The 17,374-nt window shown below is 67.1% G+C and carries 15 protein-coding genes; 11 read left to right on the forward strand and 4 right to left on the reverse strand.

Going from position 1 to position 17,374, the window contains the following annotated elements; genetic code table 11:
• Positions 1-3: 3 nt before the first annotated feature.
• Entirely contained in the window at positions 4-561 is a 558-nt protein-coding gene (locus AC5P66_RS05660) for a flavin reductase family protein (RefSeq protein ID WP_099494635.1), read from the reverse strand.
• Between the two features lie 118 nt (positions 562-679).
• Here AC5P66_RS05660 and AC5P66_RS05665 point away from each other — a divergent pair, with 118 nt between their 5' ends.
• From AC5P66_RS05665 to AC5P66_RS05675, 3 genes are read left to right on the forward strand one after another with little or no spacing between them, the layout of a single operon-like run.
• Positions 680-1,045, forward strand: a complete 366-nt coding sequence (locus AC5P66_RS05665; protein WP_099494636.1) for a BlaI/MecI/CopY family transcriptional regulator — start codon at positions 680-682, stop codon at positions 1,043-1,045.
• A complete protein-coding gene (locus tag AC5P66_RS05670) occupies positions 1,038-2,279 on the forward strand; it encodes a M56 family metallopeptidase (protein ID WP_099494637.1) in 1,242 nt (413 codons plus the stop codon). The genes AC5P66_RS05665 and AC5P66_RS05670 overlap by 8 nt, the downstream gene beginning before the upstream one ends.
• Complete coding sequence (locus AC5P66_RS05675) at positions 2,276-2,839, forward strand: hypothetical protein (RefSeq protein ID WP_099494638.1); 564 nt, start codon at positions 2,276-2,278, stop codon at positions 2,837-2,839. Before AC5P66_RS05670 ends, AC5P66_RS05675 begins: the two co-directional genes overlap by 4 nt.
• Positions 2,840-2,892: 53 nt before the next feature.
• Here AC5P66_RS05675 and AC5P66_RS05680 read toward each other — a convergent pair whose 3' ends face one another.
• The 3 genes from AC5P66_RS05680 to AC5P66_RS05690 all read right to left on the reverse strand — a co-directional run bounded on the left by AC5P66_RS05680 (position 2,893) and on the right by AC5P66_RS05690 (position 5,711).
• Positions 2,893-3,693, reverse strand: coding sequence for an MBL fold metallo-hydrolase (locus tag AC5P66_RS05680; protein ID WP_099486089.1), 801 nt, complete (start codon positions 3,691-3,693; stop codon positions 2,893-2,895).
• 11 nt (positions 3,694-3,704) lie between these two features.
• The gene (locus AC5P66_RS05685; RefSeq protein ID WP_099494639.1) at positions 3,705-4,523 is read right to left on the reverse strand and encodes a S1/P1 nuclease; all 819 of its coding nucleotides are present in this window, start codon (positions 4,521-4,523) and stop codon (positions 3,705-3,707) included.
• A 558-nt stretch (positions 4,524-5,081) separates the two neighbouring features.
• The gene (locus AC5P66_RS05690; RefSeq protein ID WP_057499646.1) at positions 5,082-5,711 is read right to left on the reverse strand and encodes an OmpW/AlkL family protein; all 630 of its coding nucleotides are present in this window, start codon (positions 5,709-5,711) and stop codon (positions 5,082-5,084) included.
• A gap of 192 nt (positions 5,712-5,903) precedes the next feature.
• Here AC5P66_RS05690 and gap point away from each other — a divergent pair, with 192 nt between their 5' ends.
• The 8 genes from gap to AC5P66_RS05730 all read left to right on the forward strand — a co-directional run bounded on the left by gap (position 5,904) and on the right by AC5P66_RS05730 (position 17,350).
• Complete coding sequence (gap, locus tag AC5P66_RS05695; RefSeq protein WP_099494640.1) at positions 5,904-6,908, forward strand: type I glyceraldehyde-3-phosphate dehydrogenase; 1,005 nt, start codon at positions 5,904-5,906, stop codon at positions 6,906-6,908.
• A 125-nt stretch (positions 6,909-7,033) separates the two neighbouring features.
• Positions 7,034-9,703, forward strand: coding sequence for a DUF2339 domain-containing protein (locus tag AC5P66_RS05700; protein WP_495216123.1), 2,670 nt, complete (start codon positions 7,034-7,036; stop codon positions 9,701-9,703).
• On the forward strand, positions 9,700-11,076 hold the full coding sequence (locus AC5P66_RS05705) for a DUF3999 domain-containing protein (RefSeq protein ID WP_049410587.1): 1,377 nt from the start codon (positions 9,700-9,702) through the stop codon (positions 11,074-11,076). Before AC5P66_RS05700 ends, AC5P66_RS05705 begins: the two co-directional genes overlap by 4 nt.
• A 326-nt stretch (positions 11,077-11,402) precedes the next feature.
• A complete protein-coding gene (locus tag AC5P66_RS05710) occupies positions 11,403-12,578 on the forward strand; it encodes a phosphoglycerate kinase (RefSeq protein WP_049413170.1) in 1,176 nt (391 codons plus the stop codon).
• Positions 12,575-13,228: an HAD hydrolase-like protein gene (locus AC5P66_RS05715; RefSeq protein WP_099495948.1), complete on the forward strand. Its 654-nt coding sequence runs from the start codon at positions 12,575-12,577 to the stop codon at positions 13,226-13,228. The genes AC5P66_RS05710 and AC5P66_RS05715 overlap by 4 nt, the downstream gene beginning before the upstream one ends.
• A 178-nt stretch (positions 13,229-13,406) precedes the next feature.
• On the forward strand, positions 13,407-14,873 hold the full coding sequence (gene pyk, locus AC5P66_RS05720; protein ID WP_005418863.1) for a pyruvate kinase: 1,467 nt from the start codon (positions 13,407-13,409) through the stop codon (positions 14,871-14,873).
• Positions 14,874-15,070: 197 nt separating this feature from the next.
• On the forward strand, positions 15,071-16,075 hold the full coding sequence (locus AC5P66_RS05725; RefSeq protein ID WP_005418861.1) for a class I fructose-bisphosphate aldolase: 1,005 nt from the start codon (positions 15,071-15,073) through the stop codon (positions 16,073-16,075).
• Between the two features lie 129 nt (positions 16,076-16,204).
• Positions 16,205-17,350: a hypothetical protein gene (locus AC5P66_RS05730; RefSeq protein WP_049413166.1), complete on the forward strand. Its 1,146-nt coding sequence runs from the start codon at positions 16,205-16,207 to the stop codon at positions 17,348-17,350.
• Positions 17,351-17,374 lie beyond the last annotated feature (24 nt).

Raw genomic sequence — 17,374 nt, forward strand, 5'->3', positions numbered from 1 at the left:
GCATTACAGCATGTCGGGCTTGAACCGCCGTCGACGCGAGACTTCTGCGCCGGACACCATGAACTGCCCATCGCCGCGGTAATGCACCGTGCGCGGCAGTTTCGGCCGGGGCGCAACATGGGCGCGCACGATCTCCCAGATGAACAGATTGCTCGACGCCACCTGGCTGTCGTCGTACAAGCGGCATTCGAAGCACGAATGGCATTGCCCCACCAGCGGCGCGCCGACCTCGCGCGCGGGCAGGGCATCGAGCCCGAAACGGGCGAACTTGTCGACCTCACGGCCGCTGCAGTTGCCGATGTCCACCACGGTATCGAGCAGTTCCACGCCGGGCACGTTGATCACGCACTCGCCGCTGCCGCGCGCCAACGCGTGGCTGTGGTTTGCGTCCCACAGGTAGGTGGCGACCAGCGACGGCGAGAAGCCCATCACCATGTGCCAGCCCATCGTCATCAGGTTGCGCTGGCCACCCCAGGCGGTGCTGACCAGCACGATCGGGCCGGGTTCGAGGAAGCGGCGAGCCTGCTCGACCGGGAATTCCTTCTTGGGAAGCGCTTTCATCCGAAGCCTCGACCGGGAGGGCTCGATGCTGGCGCACAGCCGATGAATCCGGAGTCGAGGGGCTTGACAGGAGATTCGATTACGCGCGTAATCAGACCATCGATTACGGATGTAAATCATGAGCCCGATCAGCGAAGCCGAAGCCGTTGTGATGGAGGTGCTGTGGCAGCAGGCACCGCGTAGCGCCGATGACGTGGTGGCCGCGCTGGCCCACCGCGACTGGGCCGAGCCGACCATCAAGACCCTGCTCAACCGCCTGCTGACCAAGGGCGCGATCGCCGCCGAGCGCGATGGCCGGCGCTATCTGTACCGCCCGCTGTTGCAGCGCCAGGCGTGGGTGGAGGCACAGAGCCAGGACTTCATCGGCCGTGTCTTCGAAGGGCGCGTGGCGCCGCTGGTCGCGCACTTCAGCGAACGCGGCCAGCTGAGCGCACAGGACATCGCCGACTTGAAGAAGCTGATCCAGGAGCTGGATCATGACTGAGCTGCTCGGTGGACTGTGGCAGGCCAGCGTGTGGCTGGCCATGGGGGTGATCCTGCTGGCCGTGCTGCGACCGCTGCTGGTGTGGATGGGGGGCGCTGGGCTGGCCTATCGCAGCTGGTGGTTGTTGCCGATGCTGCTGGTGACCTTGCTGCTGCCATTGCCGCAGGCTGCGCTGCTGCAGCACGTGCCGACAGTGCCGCTGAAAGTCGAGCCAGGGGCGGTGAACGGACTGGCAGGGCCGTCGCTGCCATGGGCACCGCTGTTGCTGCTGGCCTGGGCGCTGGGCATGGGCATCTGCCTGCTGCGCGACCTGCGCGCACAGCGTCGTTTCGAACGGCGCATGGGCCCGCTGAAGCCGCGCGCCGATGGCAGCTGGCAGGCCAGTGGCGACCCAGGCCTGCCAGCGCTGGTTGGCCTGTGGCGGCCGCGTATCGTGGTTGGCCCGGACTTCGACCAGCAGTTCACCGCGCAGGAACAGAGCTTGATCCTGCAGCACGAGCGCAGCCATCACCGTCATGGCGATCACTGGGCCAACGGTGCGCTGCTGCTGGTGCGCGCGGTGTTCTGGTTCCACCCGCTTCAGCCGTGGGCCGCGGGCCGCTTCCTGCGCGACCAGGAACTGGCCTGCGACGCCCGCACCATGGCCCCGCAGCCGACGCTGCGCGGCCTCTACGCCAGCACGCTGCTGAAGGCGCAGCTGGTCCACCCGGTTGCGCCCGCGGTCTGCCATTGGCGCAGCCAACCCGTGTTGAAGGAGCGTATCGCCATGTTGAAGCAGTCCAAGCGGAAGGCATTGCCGTGGGTGTCCGGGCAGGTGCTGGTGGTCGGGTTGTGTGTGGGCATGGGGGCGGTGGCATGGGCCAGCCAGGGCGGCGCGGCCGGGAGCCCGGGGATCGGTGTCGAGCAGTTCGAGCACGCTGAGGAAGATGCGGCCAAGGCTGGGCTGGACCGTCCGATCCAGGTCGACAGGATGCCACCGCCGTCCTATCCAAAATCCGCGTTCGAGCAGCGCCAGGTAGGCGTGGTGAACCTGCGCGTGGAGGTGGATGCGCAGGGGCGTCCCAGCGATGTCCGCGTGCTCAGTGCCACCAATCCGGGCGTGTTCGACGCGGTGTCGATCGCTGCGGCACGCAGCTGGACCTATCGGCCGGCGATGAAGAACGGCAAGCCGGTGGCAGGCGCAGTGAAGATTCCGATCACCTTTGCGATGGACAACAGCGAGGACGCCCAGTGAAGTCCGCGCCGCTGCTCGTGGTGGCGGCGCTGATGATGGGGTGTGCGAGCCAGGAACGGCTGGCCACCGTGCACACCCGCAGCGAGAATGTCGGCCACCAGCGACTGCAGCCGCAGGCGGGCGGTGGCAGTGGGCAGTTGCAGGCGTATTCGCTGGGTGCGACCGAGGGCTACCGGATGCCGCAGTTGTACGCGGCACCGGACCCGGAGGTCGGCGATCGTGACCCGCGTGCGGAACTGGCGCCGACCACCATCTGCCTGCAGGTAGTGGTGGATGCGCAGGGCGGTGTCGAACGCAGCATGCCGCTGACTGATCGCCAGGACTGCGCCGCAGGAGCCGCACGCGAGAATGCGCCCCTGATTGAGGCTGCGCAGGAGGCCGTGGCGATGTGGAAGTACGCGTCCGCAGCGGTCTGCCACTTCGCGGCTGGCAAGGTGCCTGCCGACCGCGGTGACTGCCGGGGCGCCGAACGGGTCGAGCCGGTGGCGGTCACCCTGCAGTACGCCTTCACCTTCGAGATCGTGAAGGGCCAGCATGTGGTGCGCACGCAGGGAAAATGAACGCTCGCGGTCCGTGATGGAAACCGATGGCGCCGGGCTCTGCCCGGCGTACGTCAGGCTCCGCCCTGGATGTTGGCCTTCACCGCCGGCTGCATCAGCTTCGGTTCTTCCAGTGTGGCATCGCGGGCCTGGCGCACGCTGACGAACTCCGCCTCGGCCACGCCGTCGTGCACGTGGATGTTGTGCGCGCGCTGTTCGCCGATGGTGGTTTCGTTGGCGAAGTCACGGCCGCCCGGGCCGTAGTCGTGGCAGACGAACACGCGGGTGGCATCGGGCAGGGCCAGCAGGCGCTGGATTGAGCGGTACAGCTGTGCGGCGTCACCGCCCGGGAAGTCGCAGCGGGCGGTGCCGCCGTCGGGCATGAACAGCGAGTCGCCGGTGAACAGCGCATCGCCGATCAGGTAGGCGATGCTGTCGCTGGTGTGGCCGGGCACGGCGATCACCTGTCCTTGCAGCTCGCCAATGGCAAAGGTTTCGCCGTCGCTGAACAGGTGATCGAAGATCTCATCGGCGGCCGGAAGCTGCAGGCCATAGCGCGGCGCGAACGTGGCCTGCACTGCGCGGATGCCTTCACCGATGGCCAGCGTGGCCTGCGGGAAGCGCTGCTTGAGCCGGCGCCCGGCCGACACATGGTCCGCATGGGCATGGGTTTCCAGCAGCCAGCGCAGCTGCAGGCCCTCCCGTTCGATGGCCTGCAATGCCGCACGCAGCGGTGATTCGCTGCTGGCGTCGGTGTCCGGGTCGTAGTCCAGGACCGGGTCGATCAGCGCCGCCTCACCGCTGGCCGGGTCGCTGACCAAGTAGCTGAAGGTATTGCTGTCACGGTGGAAGAACGACTGCACCTGGACCGGCATCGGAACTCTCCTCAGCGCGTGCCGAGCACGCGGTTCAGCAACTGCGCCAGGTTTTCACCGGCCAGTCGCAGCTGCGCTTCAGCCAGCGGCCGGTAGCGCTCGGTGTATTCGTCACCGATTTTATGCGACGCCGGATAAACGCCAGCTTGCATGGAGATGCGGCAGCTGGCTTCAGCCCAGGGCTGCGGGTCGCGCTGCGGGTTGGACTGGCGCGCCAGCTTTGGCGCGCGCTGGCCCTGCAGCACCGGCAGGTAGCCGGCATCGTCCAGCTTGCGGGTGTTGAGCATGCCGCTGTCCCACAGCGAGTGCAGGTTGGTACCGCGGTTGCCGAACTGCAGCTGGAAATCGTTGCCGCCCTTGTCGTGAGCGTAACCGGCATGCATCGGCTGGTGGATGTCGCCGACCAGATGCACGACGAACTTCAGTGCCTGCAGGCGCTCGCCATCGGTCAGGCTGCGGTCGCCCAGGATGGCGCTCTGTGCCTTCAGGGCCTCGACAATGCAGTTGCCGTTCCTGCAGTGCTTCGGTGCTTCGTAGTGGCAGTCGTCTTCGGCGATGTTGACGTAGTGCCAGCCGGCCGAACGACGGCCCAGGCCGGGGTCCTTGGCGCGCAGCTGGTCGGCCCACGGCGCGATGCTTGCCAGGGTGGCGTCCGCTTCGGTGGCCAGCAGGCGGTCCACTTCGGCGCGGGCGGCGGGGTTGAGGCGGGCGTCGGCGACTTCGGCAACCAGGCGGTGGCCTTGCGCGCCCCAGGCATGGGCGGGGGCGGAGACGGACAGCAGGGCCGGCGCCAGGGCGGCGGCGAGGAACAGGGAGTGCAGGGCTTTCATGCACACATTCTAGCGGGGGGAGATGGATTGGAGAGCGGCGCGTTCCTGTCTGCTTAGGGCTGGCTGCAGGGGCAGGCGCTGCGGGACACGCTGCAAGTACATCCCTGTAAGCTCGGCCGCGGCATCCATGCCGCGGACGGTCCCGCAGCGCCTGCCCCTGCAGCCCCCATCCAACATGGCCGCGAAGGCGGACGCAAACGTCAAAGGCAACATCAAAAACAAATGCAGGATCAAAATCGGCCTCCTGCAATTACAGGCAATCATTGCGCCTCGGATGCACGGGTTCTGCTCTTGCCTTTGCTTGAGCTGGCACGCGCGCGCAGATAGGAAGGGTGGAGCGGGTGGGCTGATCGGGACCGTTCGCCGCATGGATGCGGCGATCGAGCCTACAGGGACGTATTTACGGCGTGTCCCGATCAGCCCACCCGCTCCACCCAATTGCAGAAGCCGGTGCTTTTCGCGCAACAAAAAAGCCCCGGCAATCACCGGGGCAACATGCTGCGAGGGTTTTGCGTGCGCGGGGGAGCGGGGGCGACGCCCCCGCGTGCAACACACCGCTTAGAACTTGAAGACGTACGAAGCGCCGTAGACCAGCGGATCGATGTTGACGGTGCCGATCTTCTCGCCGTTCAACTTCACCTTGCTGTCGATGTCGATCCAGCGCATGTCCACGCGCAGGGCACCCTTCTCGCCGATCGCGAAGTCCACGCCCGCATGCGCGGCCAGGCCCCACGAATCCTGCAGCTTCAGCTTGCTGCCGGCCAATGCACCGGTGGTGTCTTCGCTGAAGAAGGTGGTGTAGTTCACGCCCGCACCGACGAACGGCGACACCTTGCCCTTGCTGTTGAAGTGGTACTGCAGGGTCACCACCGGCGGCAGCTGCTTGGTGCTGCCGACGCGGCCCAGGCCGTTGATGTTGATGTCGTGCTTGAACGGCAGCGCGGCCAGCACTTCGATGCCCAGGTTGTCGGCAATGAAGTACTCGCCGGTGATGGTCGGCTTGACGTCGTTGTCGACGTCGACCTTCAGGGTGTGGCCCGCCAGCCAGCCGTTGTTCGACTTCGGTGCCACCTGGTGGATGCCGGCCGAGACGGTCCAGTCGCCCTTGGACTGGGCCATGGCCGGGGCGGCGGCGAGGGACAGGGCGGCGGCCAGGCTGGCCACGATCAGGGGGGAGGTCTTGCGCATGGGGGTGATCTCGTTGCTGGGTGGATGGCGACAGTCTCGGCCTCACGCCGCGCTAACGCTTTGATCCGGATCAAATCCTGTCCGGCAGCCCGCCGCGGGGCCCGGCTGGCCCACGGTGGCCAGCGGCGGTTTGCTAGACTTGTGGGCCCTATCCATCCCGCCGCACCTGTCGCGGCCGCAGGAGCTTGAGAAATGGCAATCAAGGTTGGTATCAACGGTTTCGGTCGCATCGGGCGTAACGTCCTGCGCTCGGCGGTGCTGAACTTCGGCGACGACATCGAAATCGTGGCCATCAACGATCTGCTGGAGCCGGATTACCTGGCCTACATGCTCAAGTACGACTCCGTGCACGGCCGCTTCAAGGCCGACGTGGCGGTGCAGGGCAACGACCTGCTGGTCAACGGCAAGAAGATCCGCCTGACCCAGGAGCGCGACCCGGCCAACCTGAAGTGGGACGAAGTCGGCGCCGACGTGGTGCTGGAAGCCACCGGCCTGTTCCTGACCAAGGAAACCGCGCAGAAGCACATCGATGCCGGCGCCAGGAAGGTCATCATGTCGGCCCCGTCGAAGGACGACACGCCGATGTTCGTGTACGGCGTGAACGACAAGACCTACGCCGGCCAGGCGATCATCTCCAACGCTTCGTGCACCACCAACTGTCTGGCCCCGCTGGCCAAGGTCATCAACGACAAGTGGGGCATCAAGCGCGGCCTGATGACCACCGTGCATGCGGCAACCGCCACCCAGAAGACCGTCGATGGCCCGTCCAACAAGGACTGGCGCGGTGGCCGTGGCATCCTGGAGAACATCATTCCGTCGTCCACCGGTGCGGCCAAGGCCGTCGGCGTGGTCATCCCGGAACTGAACAAGAAGCTGACCGGCATGAGCTTCCGCGTCCCGACCTCGGATGTGTCGGTGGTCGACCTGACCGTCGAGCTGGAGAAGGAAGCCACCTACGCCGAGATCTGCGCTGAAGTGAAGGCACAGAGCGAAGGCGCGCTGAAGGGCATCCTCGGCTACACCGAAGACAAGGTGGTGGCCACCGATTTCCGCGGCGAAACCTGCACCTCGGTGTTCGACGCCGATGCCGGTATCGCCCTGGACGGCACCTTCGTCAAGCTGGTGACCTGGTACGACAACGAGTGGGGCTACTCCAACAAGTGCCTGGAAATGGCCAAGGTCATCGCCGCCAAGTAAGGCCGGCGTAGATCGAAAACGGACCCCGGCCTGGCCGGGGTTCGTCGTTTATGGGACCCACCCTGTCGTAGCATGGGGCGGTCGACCGCCGCCGCTGGGGCGCGGGATCGCATTGGAAGCACGCAATGGAAGCACTGATAGCCCTGGTCGTACTGGTTCTTCTGGCCATCCCGCTGTTGCTGGTGGTCGCGCTGGTGATGATTGCCGGCCTGCGTCGCCGCGTCGCTGCGCTGGAAAGCGCGATGGCCGCCGCGCCGGCCGCCGTCAGGCCGGCCGCCACCGCACCCGCGCCTGAACGGCCTGTGGCCGCACCTGCTGCCAGCGCCGATCCACCGTTCCTGCGGCCGGCCGCGGCTGCTGCGCCTCAGCCCACGCAGCCACCGGTGCGCGAAGCCACGCCCACCGGGGTGCCTCTCCCCCGTCCTGCTGCGCCACCGCCGGTGCCGCCGGTGCCGGTGCAGCCGCCGTTGCCTTCCGAACCGACACTGCCCAACGTGATCGAGCGTGGCATCGGTGCGGTCAAACGCTGGTTCACCGAAGGCAACGTGCCGGTCAAGATCGGCATGCTGGTGCTGCTGGCCGGTGTCGCTGCGCTGCTGAAGTACGTCAGCGACCAGGGCTGGCTGGTGCTGCCGATCGAACTGCGCCTGGCCGGCATCACCGTGGCTGCGCTGGGCCTGCTGGCCTTCGGTTGGCACCAGCGCGAACGCCGGCGGCTGTTTGCGCTGGCGCTGCAGGGCGGTGCCATCGGCGTACTGCTGCTGACCATCTTCGCGGCGTTCAAGCGCTTCGACCTGATTCCGCCGGCCTTTGCCTTTGCCAGTTCGATCGCACTGGTGGCCGGGCTGTGCGTGCTGGCGGTGGTGCAGAACTCGCGCACGCTGGCCGTGCTGGGCATCCTGGCCGGCTTCATGGCACCGCTGTGGCTGTCCACCGGCAGTGGCAACCACGTGGGGCTGTTCAGCTATTACGCCGTGCTCAACGCGGGCATCTTCGCCATCGCCTGGTTCCGGCCTTGGCGCGCGCTGAACCTGTTGGGTTTCGCCTTCACCTTCGGCATTGGCACCTTCTGGGGCGTGCTGCAGTACGCGCCGGACAAGTTCAGCAGCACCGAGCCGTTCCTGGCGCTGTTCTTCGTGTTCTACCTGCTGATACCGCTGCTGTACGCGCGTCGCCAGCCGGCCGGCCGCCGTGACCTGATCGATGGCAGCCTGGTGTTCGGCACGCCGCTGGTCGCGTTCTCGCTGCAGGCAGGCATGCTGCACGCGCAACCGATGACGCTGGCACTGTGCGCGCTGGGCCTGGCGGCGATCTACGCGGTATTGGCCCGGGCGCTGATCGCACGTGCGTCGTACACCGTGCTGGCGCAGTCGCATGCCGTGCTCGCGGTGGGGTTTGCCACGCTGGCGGTGCCGCTGGCATTGTCGGCGCGCGCCACCGGCGCCGTGTTTGCACTGGAAGGTGCTGGCCTGGCGTGGTTGGGGCTGCGCCAGAAGCGCTGGCTACCGCAGGTCTCCGGCGCGTTGCTGCAGATCGGCGCCGCATTCGCCTTCGTTGCCGGCGGCGACCACTGGCACGAAGACCTGCGCTTCCTGATCAACCCGACCGCCATCGGCGCGCTGTTGCTGGCCCTGGCCGGCTTTGCGTCGGCGTGGAGCTACCAGCGCAGGCCGCGTCATGAGGTCGCACTGGTGTATTACCTGTGGGGCCTGCTGTGGTGGCTGGGCGGTCTGGTCCATGAGATCACCCGCTTCTTCCCGTACCGCACCGAAGTGGACGCGTTGCTGGTGCTGGCCGCGGTCACTGCCTGGCTGGCGGCCGAAGTGCAGCGTCGCCAGCCGGCGCGTGCACTCGGCATTACTGCGCTGGCGATGCTCGCGCTGGGCTTCCCGCTGGCCCTGATGCAGAGCGATGCACACCACCAGCCGTTCGCGGGCCATGGCGCGCTGGCCTGGGCGGTGTTCGCGGTACTGGGCGTGCGTACCCTGCTGTGCCTGCGCCAGGGCGGCGATACCGTGGCCCGCATCGCGCAGTTCCTGTGGTGGCTGCTGTGGCCGTCGCTGCTTTTGCTGCTGGCCTTGTGGGGTGGTGGCGAGGCCGGCCTGGCGCAGGGTTGGACAACCCTGCTGGTGACCTTGCCGTGGCTGCTGATGGCGGGGCTGTCGCTGTGGCGCTGGAACGCATTGCGCTGGCCGCTGGGCACGGCCTTCGACAGCGTGCGCGTCCCGCTGCAGTGCGTGCTGTTCGGCCTGCTGGCGATCGGCTGGCTGTTGGGTCAGCTGCTGCCGGGCGACGCCGCACCGCTGCTGTGGCTGCCGGTGCTGAATCCGGCCGAGATCGGCCAGTGGCTGAGCCTGCTACTGCTGGCGCGCTGGCTGTACGGCAGTGAGGCACCGCAGGCATTGCTGAACATCCGCATGCCGCTGCTGGCACTGGCGGCCTTCCTCGCGTTGACCAGCCTGGTGCTGCATGGCGTACACCAATGGGGTGGACTGGCGTGGAATGCGTCGATGATGCGCTTCAGCCTGGCGCAGACCAGCCTGACCGTGTTGTGGAGCGTGCTGGGTGTGATTGCCTGGGTGTGGGGTTCGCGTCGCGGCCAGCGTGTGTTGTGGATGGTCGGTGCCGTGCTGATGGGCGTGGTGCTGGCCAAGCTGGTTATTGTCGATCGCCAGCATCTGGGCAACCTGCTGGGCATCGCATCGTTCATCGCCTACGGCCTGCTGTGCACGGTCGTGGGTTATCTGGCACCGGCACCGCCAAGCGCGGCGCCGACCGTGGAGGAAAAGCAATGAGGAAGTGGAGCAGGGCGCTGCTGCCGGCGATGTTCGGCATGCTGGCCGCCGTCGCGGTACAGGCGGCTGATTACCGCACGCAGTATGCCGAGCAATGGCCGCTTACATTGTCCAGTGCGCAGTCCGGTGCCTACCGTATCGTGCTGGAGCCGGCGATCTATCGCCGTGCCGTAACCGCCGATCTCAGCGATCTGCAGGTGTTCAACGCGGCCAGCCAGTTGTTGCCGTCGGCACTGCTGGCGCCGGACCAGCCGCTGGCGCAGTCGCCGGTGCAGCGTGAACTGCCGTGGTTCGTGCTGCCGCCGCTGGCCGATGCACAGCGCAACGACCTGCAGCTGCTGACCGAGCGCGATACCGATGGGCGCGTGCGCCGGGTCGAAGCGCGGGTGGGTGGCGGGGCAGCGGCGAGCGGGCAGGGCGGCTGGCTGATCGACGCCAGCATGCTCGATCAGCAGCCGCTGGCGGCACTGGTGCTGGACTGGACCGACAGCGGCCAGCCGCTGCAGGTGCAGGTGCAGCTGGATGCCAGTGACGACCTGCAGCACTGGCGATCGATTGGCCGCGACGTGCCGCTGGTGGATCTGCAGCGCGCCGGCAAGCGCCTGCTGCAGCGCCGCCTGCAGGTGGACGGCGCTGCACGCTACCTGCGCATCCTGGCGCAGGGCGATTCGCGCCTGCCGACCCTGCGCGGCGTACTGGCGGAACTGCCGCCAGCACCGGCCACGCTGCCCTGGGAGTGGCTGTCGCTGGAGCCGACGTCGACGGGCAAGGGCGAGTACACCTTCGAGATGGATGGCCGGTTCCCGGTGGCGCGTGCCGATGTCGCCAGCACCGATAACAGCCTGGTGCAATGGACGCTGTTCAGCCGCGATGACGAGAGTGCGGAATGGCAACGTCGCAGCGCGCCGTGGATCGCCTACCAGGTGCAACAGGGCACGCAGGGCCAGCGCCAGCAGTCGGCGGCACAGCCGCTGGGCAGCGTGCACCGCGACCGCTACTGGAAGCTGGTGGCGAATCCGGCGGAATCTGCCACCGCGCCGACGCTGCGCCTGGGCTACCAGCCGGAAGTGCTGGTGTTCCTGAGCCAGGGTGCGGCGCCCTACGCACTGGCGGTGGGCAGCGCGACCGCGCGCCGCACGGACGCGCCGATCGGGGTGCTGATCGAGGAACTTCGGCAGCGCAACGATCCATCGTGGCAGCCGACACTGGCGCGACTGGAAGGCAGCCCGGAGCCGCTGGCCGGCGATGCAGCACTGAAGCCGCAGCGCGATTGGAAATCGTGGTTGCTGTGGGCGTTGCTGGGCCTGGGTGTGTTGGTCGTTGGCGGCCTGGCGGTCAGCCTGCTGCGGCAGAAGCCGGCGCCTTCGGCGTAGGTTCCGGCGAACGGCGCAGCCCCTCGTGGGTGGGGTTGGTCGTGCAAAGCAAAAGCAAAAGCCGCGCTTGGCCGGGCGGGGTGGGTTCGTGGGGGACGCCGTGAATCCGTCCATGGAGGCTTGGCAGCCGCATCCATGCGGCTGACTGATCTGGCCCCCTGCCACCCCACAGCACCCCGGCTCACCCTCAGCCCCAAGAAGCGCCAGCGCTTTGGCTGTTGCAGTTCGCTGTTGCCGTACGCCTCTGCCTGCCGCAGGCATCGCCACCCGATACAATGGCCGTCTGCCGCAGACCGGCATCCCGTCCCCGAGCCAAAGAGTTGCCCATGTCCATTGTCCGCATGACCGACCTCGACCTCTCCGGCAAGCGCGTGCTGATCCGCCAGGATCTGAACGTGCCGATCGAGAATGGCCGCATCACCTCCGAACAGCGCATCACCGCTTCGCTGCCGACGCTCAAGCGCGCGCTGGAGCAGGGCGCGGCGGTGATGGTCACCTCGCACCTGGGGCGCCCGAAGGAAGGCGTGTGGAGCGAGGCCGATTCGCTGGCACCGGTCGCCCAGCGCCTGTCCGAGCTGCTGGGCCGCGAAGTTCCGCTGGTGCGCGACTGGGTCGACGGCGTCGACGTGCAGCCGGGCCAGCTGGTGCTGCTGGAAAATTGCCGCATGAACGTCGGCGAGGGCAAGGACGACGAGGCCCTGTCGAAGAAGTACGCGGCCCTGTGCGACGTGTTCGTGATGGATGCCTTCGGTACTGCGCACCGTGCGCAGGCTTCCACCCATGGTGTCATCCGCTTCGCACCGGTCGCGGCCGGTGGCCCGCTGCTGATGGCCGAGCTGGACGCGCTGGCGCAGGCGCTGGATGCACCGGCCAAGCCGCTGCTGGCCATCGTCGCCGGCAGCAAGGTCAGCACCAAGCTGGAGTTGCTGGCCAATCTGGTTGGCAAGGTCGACCAGCTGATCGTCGGTGGCGGCATCGCCAACACCTTCATCGCCGCCGCTGGCTACAACGTCGGCAAGTCCCTGTACGAGCCGGACCTGCTGGACACCGCGAAGAAGATCGTGGCCGATGCCAAGGCACGCGGCGCCGACATTCCGCTGCCGGTTGACGTGGTCACCGCCAAGCAGTTCCTGCCCGACGCCGTTGCCGAAGTGAAGGCGGTCGATGCCGTTGCCGAAGACGACCTGATCCTGGACATCGGCCCGCAGACCGCCGCGCAGTACGCGCAGCTGATCGAGAAGGCCGGCACCGTGGTCTGGAACGGCCCGGTCGGCGTGTTCGAGTTCGAGGCCTTCAGCAAGGGCACCGAAGCGCTGGCCCGCGCGATCGCCAGCTCGAAGGCGTTCTCCATCGCCGGCGGTGGCGACACCCTGGCCGCGGTCGACAAGTTCGATATCGCCGGCGACGTCAGCTACATCTCCACCGGTGGTGGTGCGTTCCTGGAATTCCTGGAAGGCAAGACCTTGCCGGCTGTCGCCGCACTCGACGCGCGCGGCGCATGAGTGCCGAGCGCGGCAAGGATGTGCTGTTCTTCGATCTCGACGGCACGCTGATCGATTCGCAGGTGGGCATCACCGCCTGCATCGCCTATGCCCTGCAGAAGATGGACCATCCGGTGCCGCCGCAGGAAACCCTGCTGGGCTGGATCGGTCCGTCGCTGCGCACCACCTTCGCGCCGTTGTTCGTCGAACCGGCGCGGGTGGAACAGGCGGTGGGCTACTACCGGGAGCGCTTCGACGTCGAAGGCTGGCGCGAGCACACGGTGTACCCGCAGGTGGAAGGCACGCTGCGCACGCTGCATGGCCGTGGACACCGGCTGGCGGTGGTCACCGCCAAGAACGAGCCGCACGCGCGCCGCATCCTCGCCCACCTGCCGTTTGGTGGGCTGTTCGAGGAGATCGTCGGTTCAACCCTGGATGGCTCGCGCAGCCACAAGCCGGAACTGGTCGGCGAAGCACTGCGCCGGCTGCAGGTGCAGCCTGCACAGTGCTGGATGATCGGCGACCGGGGCATGGACATCGAAGGCGCGCGCCACCACGGCCTGCGTAGTGTCGGCGTGCTGTGGGGCTTCGGCGGAGAGGCGGAATTGACGGAAGCCGGCGCCAGCCAGCTGGCACGTGAGCCGGCGCAGCTGGAAACGCTGCTGGCCTAGCCTCCTGTGGAGCCGAGCCCATGCTCGGCTCCACAGAACCGCCCCCCTGCGCCAGCGTATGTCCGGGCGATGTCCGCTCCATGACCCGCGAAGTCAGGCGGCACAAGGCTGTAACCGTATACATGCGGCGTGAAGGATGTGCTAATTTCCGTTCTTTATCGGGAGAGGCCCATCCACCATGTTCGAGCGTCAGCGTCGCACCAAGATCCTTGCCACCCTCGGTCCGGCCACTGACCCGCCGGGCGTGCTGGAGGATCTGTTCCGCGCCGGCGTCAACGTGGTGCGCCTGAACTTCAGCCATGGCGATCCGTCCGGCCAGGCCAAGCGTGCCGCCGAAGTGCGTGCCGCTGCGGCGCGCGTGGGCGTGGAAGTGGGCATCCTGGCCGACCTGCCGGGCCCGAAGATCCGCATCGAGCGCTTCGCCGAAGGCAAGGTGCAGTTGAAGGCGGGCGACCGCTTCGACCTGATCGCCAGCGAGAACGCCGGCCCGGGCACTGCCAGCGAGGTGGGCGTGAGCTACCTTGGCCTGCCGCAGGACGTCGGCCCGGGTGATGTGCTGCTGCTCGACGACGGCCTGATGCAGTTGCAGGTGGTGGAAGTGCAGGGCGACCGTATCGTCAACACCGTGCTCAACGATGGTGTGTTGTCCGACCGCAAGGGCCTGAACAAGCAGGGGGGCGGCCTCTCGCTGGGTGCGCTGACCGAGCGCGACAAGGAACTGATCGGCATCGTTGCCAAGATCGGCGTGGACTTCATCGCCGTGTCGTTCTGCCGCAATGCGCAGGACATGAACGATGCGCGCGACATCGCCCGTTCGCACGGCTGTGATGCCGCGCTGGTGTCGAAGATCGAGCGCACCGAGGCAATCGAGAACCTGGAAGAAATCGTCGAGGCCAGCGACGTGGTGATGGTCGCCCGTGGCGACCTGGGCGTGGAAATCGGCGATGCCGAGCTGCCGGGCCTGCAGAAGAAGATCATCAAGGCCTCTCTGGCGCAGAACAAGGTGGTGATCACCGCCACGCAGATGCTGCAGTCGATGGTGGAAAGCCCGATCCCGACCCGCGCCGAAGTGCTGGACGTGGCCAACTCGGTCATCGACGGCACCGACGCAGTGATGCTGTCGGCGGAAACCGCCGCTGGCGCCTATCCGGTCAAGGCCGTGGAGGCGATGGCACGCATCTGCCTGGGTGCCGAGCGCCAGTTCCAGACCGAGACCGACTTCAACGCGTCGCCGCGCAACCTGGAACGTGCCGACCAGGCGATTGCCATGGCCACCATGTTCCTGTCGCAGCACGTGGGCGTGCGCGCGATCGTGGCGATGACCGAATCCGGTGGCACCGCACGTTACCTGTCGCGTTTCCGCGCCAAGGCGCCGGTGTTCGCGGTGACCCGCCATGACGGCGCGCGTCGCCAGATGGCGCTGATGCGCGATGTGTTCCCGATCAACTTCGACAGCCGCGGCCTGACCCCGCGCGAAGCCGCACGCGGCAGCATCCGCCTGCTGGTGGAATCGGAACTGCTGCAGGCCGGTGATCGCGTCGTATTCACCAGTGGCGAGCACATGGAAACCCACGGTGCCACCAATACCCTGCGCCTGCTGGAAGTGGGTGAGGACGGCCGCGCCATCGGCCTGGGCGACCTGTAAGTGATGCTGCCCTGGGGCCGGCGCCGCGTTGCGGATCCGACCCCGGGGGCAGATCCCCGCGGGGGCCCTGACCCCCGACGGCAGGACACGGCGTGTCCGCTGCGGACATTGGAAGCGTTTCCATCCTGTCCTCCACGGCGAGGCAACGGGCCGCGGGGCTATACTTGTGTTTTTCCCGCACCCGCCACAGGAAATACATGAGCATCGAACAGCTGGCTGAAACCGCCCAGGCCATGGTCGCCCCGGGCAAGGGCATCATCGCGATCGACGAATCCACCGCTACCATCGCCAAGCGTTTCGCCGGCGTCGGTATCGAGAATACCGAGGAGAACCGTCGCGCCTACCGCGAGCTGCTGCTGACCACGCCGAAGCTCAACGAGCACATTTCCGGCGCCATCCTGTTTGACGAAACCATTCGCCAGTCGACCAAGGACGGCGTGCCGTTCGCCAAGTACATGGCCGACCACGGCATGATTCCGGGCATCAAGGTGGACAAGGGTGCGCACCCGCTGGCCGGCTGCCCGGGCGAGCTGGTGACCGAAGGCCTCGATGGCCTGCGTGAGCGCCTGCAGGAGTACTACAAGCTGGGCGCGCGCTTCGCCAAGTGGCGTGCGGTCATCAACATCGGCGAGAGCATCCCGTCGGGTACCTGCATCGAATCCAACGCCCATGCGCTGGCCCGCTATGCAGCGCTGTGCCAGGAATGCGGCCTGGTGCCGATGGTCGAGCCGGAAGTGATCATGGACGGCGATCACGACATCGAGACCTGCTACGAAGTCACCGAAGCCACCCTGCGTTCGCTGTTCGACGCCCTGTACCAGCAGAACGTGCTGCTGGAAGGCACCATCCTGAAGGCGTCGATGGTCATCTCCGGCAAGGGCTGCGATGAGCAGGCCGACGTCGAGGAAGTGGCCGAGTCGACCGTGATGTGCCTGAAGAGCACCGTGCCGGCGATCCTGCCGGGCGTGGTGTTCCTGTCCGGTGGCCAGAGCGACGAGCAGTCCACCGAGCACTTGAACGCGATGAACCAGCTGGGCAACCTGCCGTGGCCGCTGAGCTTCTCCTACGGCCGCGCCATGCAGCAGGCCGCGCTGAAGCTGTGGGCCAAGGACATGAAGGGCAACTACGCTGCTGCCCAGAAGACCGTGTACGAGCGCGCCAGGGACAATGGCCTGGCAGCGCTGGGCAAGTGGAACGGTTGATCCGTCCCATTGCTGGATGAACAAGGCAGCGCCGGCATCACGCCGGCGTTTGCTTTTGCGGGTATCTTTTCCGCCCCCATGCGCCCGGCCGGTGCGTGGGAACCACATGGAAGGCCAAGGAGAAACAACATGCGTTTGGCAGCAATCACACTGGCCGTCGCCACGGTCCTGGTCGCCGGCGGTTGCAACCGCATCGGCGGCGGCGCGGATGCGGGCAAGGCCGCGTCGCTTGATTTCGACAAGCCGGTATCCGGCGAGATCACCTCGCGCAGCGGCATCAACTACAACGACGGCAGCCACCACCAGCTCTACCAGATCAAGCTGGAAGACAAGCAACTGGTCGGACTGAAGCTGACCGGTTCGCTGAGCGGCTCGATTGCCGTGTTCAACGACGGCAGCCTGGTGGCCAGCAGCAACACCGGCTACGAGCGCGAAGGCGACGTCTCGCTGGCCTTCCGTGCCAACGGTGGCGGCACCTACCAGGTGGCGGTCAACGCCAACGGCTCGACCGACTACGGCCCGTACCGCCTGCGTGCCGAGAAGCTGGTGCCGTACGACGGCAAGCCGCTGGCGGGCAGCGGCGAGATCGTCGACATGCTGGCCGGTGGTCCCCAGGACTACACCCTGCAGGTGGACAAGGCCGGCCTGTACGAGATCCGCCTGGTGTCGGATGTCTTCGATCCTGTGCTGAAGCTGTCGGGCCAGGGCGTGGATGCCGAGAACGATGATGGCGGGGACAGCACCAACTCGCGCCTGACCCTGTCACTGAAGCCGGGCAAGTACACGCTGACCGCGCGCGGCCTGGGCGACGGCGTCAGTGGCATGTTCACCTTGTCGGCCAAGCGCATCGAGGTGCCGGGCAACCTGGTCGACCGCGACGGCACCGCATTGCCGAAGTCCGGCAGCGTGTACACGATGCTCGACAACGATGGCGTCCGCCGCTTCCTGCTGACGTTGGACCGTCCGACCAATGTGCGGTTGGATGCGATCTCCGGCCAGCTCGATACCGTGCTGCGCGTGGTTGGCGGCGATGTCGAACTGACCGACGATGACGGTGGCAACGATACCAACGCACGCCTGGAAGAAGCGTTGCCGGCTGGTCATTACACCGTCGAGGTGTCCAGCCTGAGCAACGGCGCGGGCATGGTGGAAGTACGCGTGCAGGTGGACGGCGCCAGCGCCGACGAGGCTGCGGCCTCGGCGGCAAGTGCCGCTGCCGACGCCGCCGCTGCTGTGGCCGATGATGCCGCCGCGGTGGAAGCTGCCAGCCGTTGAACGTGTTCCACACTCCGTGGGAGT

The sequence above is a fragment of the Stenotrophomonas sp. YJH_SMC_122 genome (genome assembly GCF_059369535.1).

Coding starts and splice junctions, on each gene's coding strand:
- AC5P66_RS05660 (WP_099494635.1), bottom strand. CDS start 561: ATGAAAGCGCTTCCCAAGAAGGAATTCCCGGTCGAGCAGGCTCGCCGC.
- AC5P66_RS05665 (WP_099494636.1), top strand. CDS start 680: ATGAGCCCGATCAGCGAAGCCGAAGCCGTTGTGATGGAGGTGCTGTGG.
- AC5P66_RS05670 (WP_099494637.1), top strand. CDS start 1,038: ATGACTGAGCTGCTCGGTGGACTGTGGCAGGCCAGCGTGTGGCTGGCC.
- AC5P66_RS05680 (WP_099486089.1), bottom strand. CDS start 3,693: ATGCCGGTCCAGGTGCAGTCGTTCTTCCACCGTGACAGCAATACCTTC.
- AC5P66_RS05685 (WP_099494639.1), bottom strand. CDS start 4,523: ATGAAAGCCCTGCACTCCCTGTTCCTCGCCGCCGCCCTGGCGCCGGCC.
- AC5P66_RS05690 (WP_057499646.1), bottom strand. CDS start 5,711: ATGCGCAAGACCTCCCCCCTGATCGTGGCCAGCCTGGCCGCCGCCCTG.
- gap (WP_099494640.1), top strand. CDS start 5,904: ATGGCAATCAAGGTTGGTATCAACGGTTTCGGTCGCATCGGGCGTAAC.
- AC5P66_RS05700 (WP_495216123.1), top strand. CDS start 7,034: ATGGAAGCACTGATAGCCCTGGTCGTACTGGTTCTTCTGGCCATCCCG.
- AC5P66_RS05705 (WP_049410587.1), top strand. CDS start 9,700: ATGAGGAAGTGGAGCAGGGCGCTGCTGCCGGCGATGTTCGGCATGCTG.
- AC5P66_RS05710 (WP_049413170.1), top strand. CDS start 11,403: ATGTCCATTGTCCGCATGACCGACCTCGACCTCTCCGGCAAGCGCGTG.
- AC5P66_RS05715 (WP_099495948.1), top strand. CDS start 12,575: ATGAGTGCCGAGCGCGGCAAGGATGTGCTGTTCTTCGATCTCGACGGC.
- pyk (WP_005418863.1), top strand. CDS start 13,407: ATGTTCGAGCGTCAGCGTCGCACCAAGATCCTTGCCACCCTCGGTCCG.
- AC5P66_RS05725 (WP_005418861.1), top strand. CDS start 15,071: ATGAGCATCGAACAGCTGGCTGAAACCGCCCAGGCCATGGTCGCCCCG.
- AC5P66_RS05730 (WP_049413166.1), top strand. CDS start 16,205: ATGCGTTTGGCAGCAATCACACTGGCCGTCGCCACGGTCCTGGTCGCC.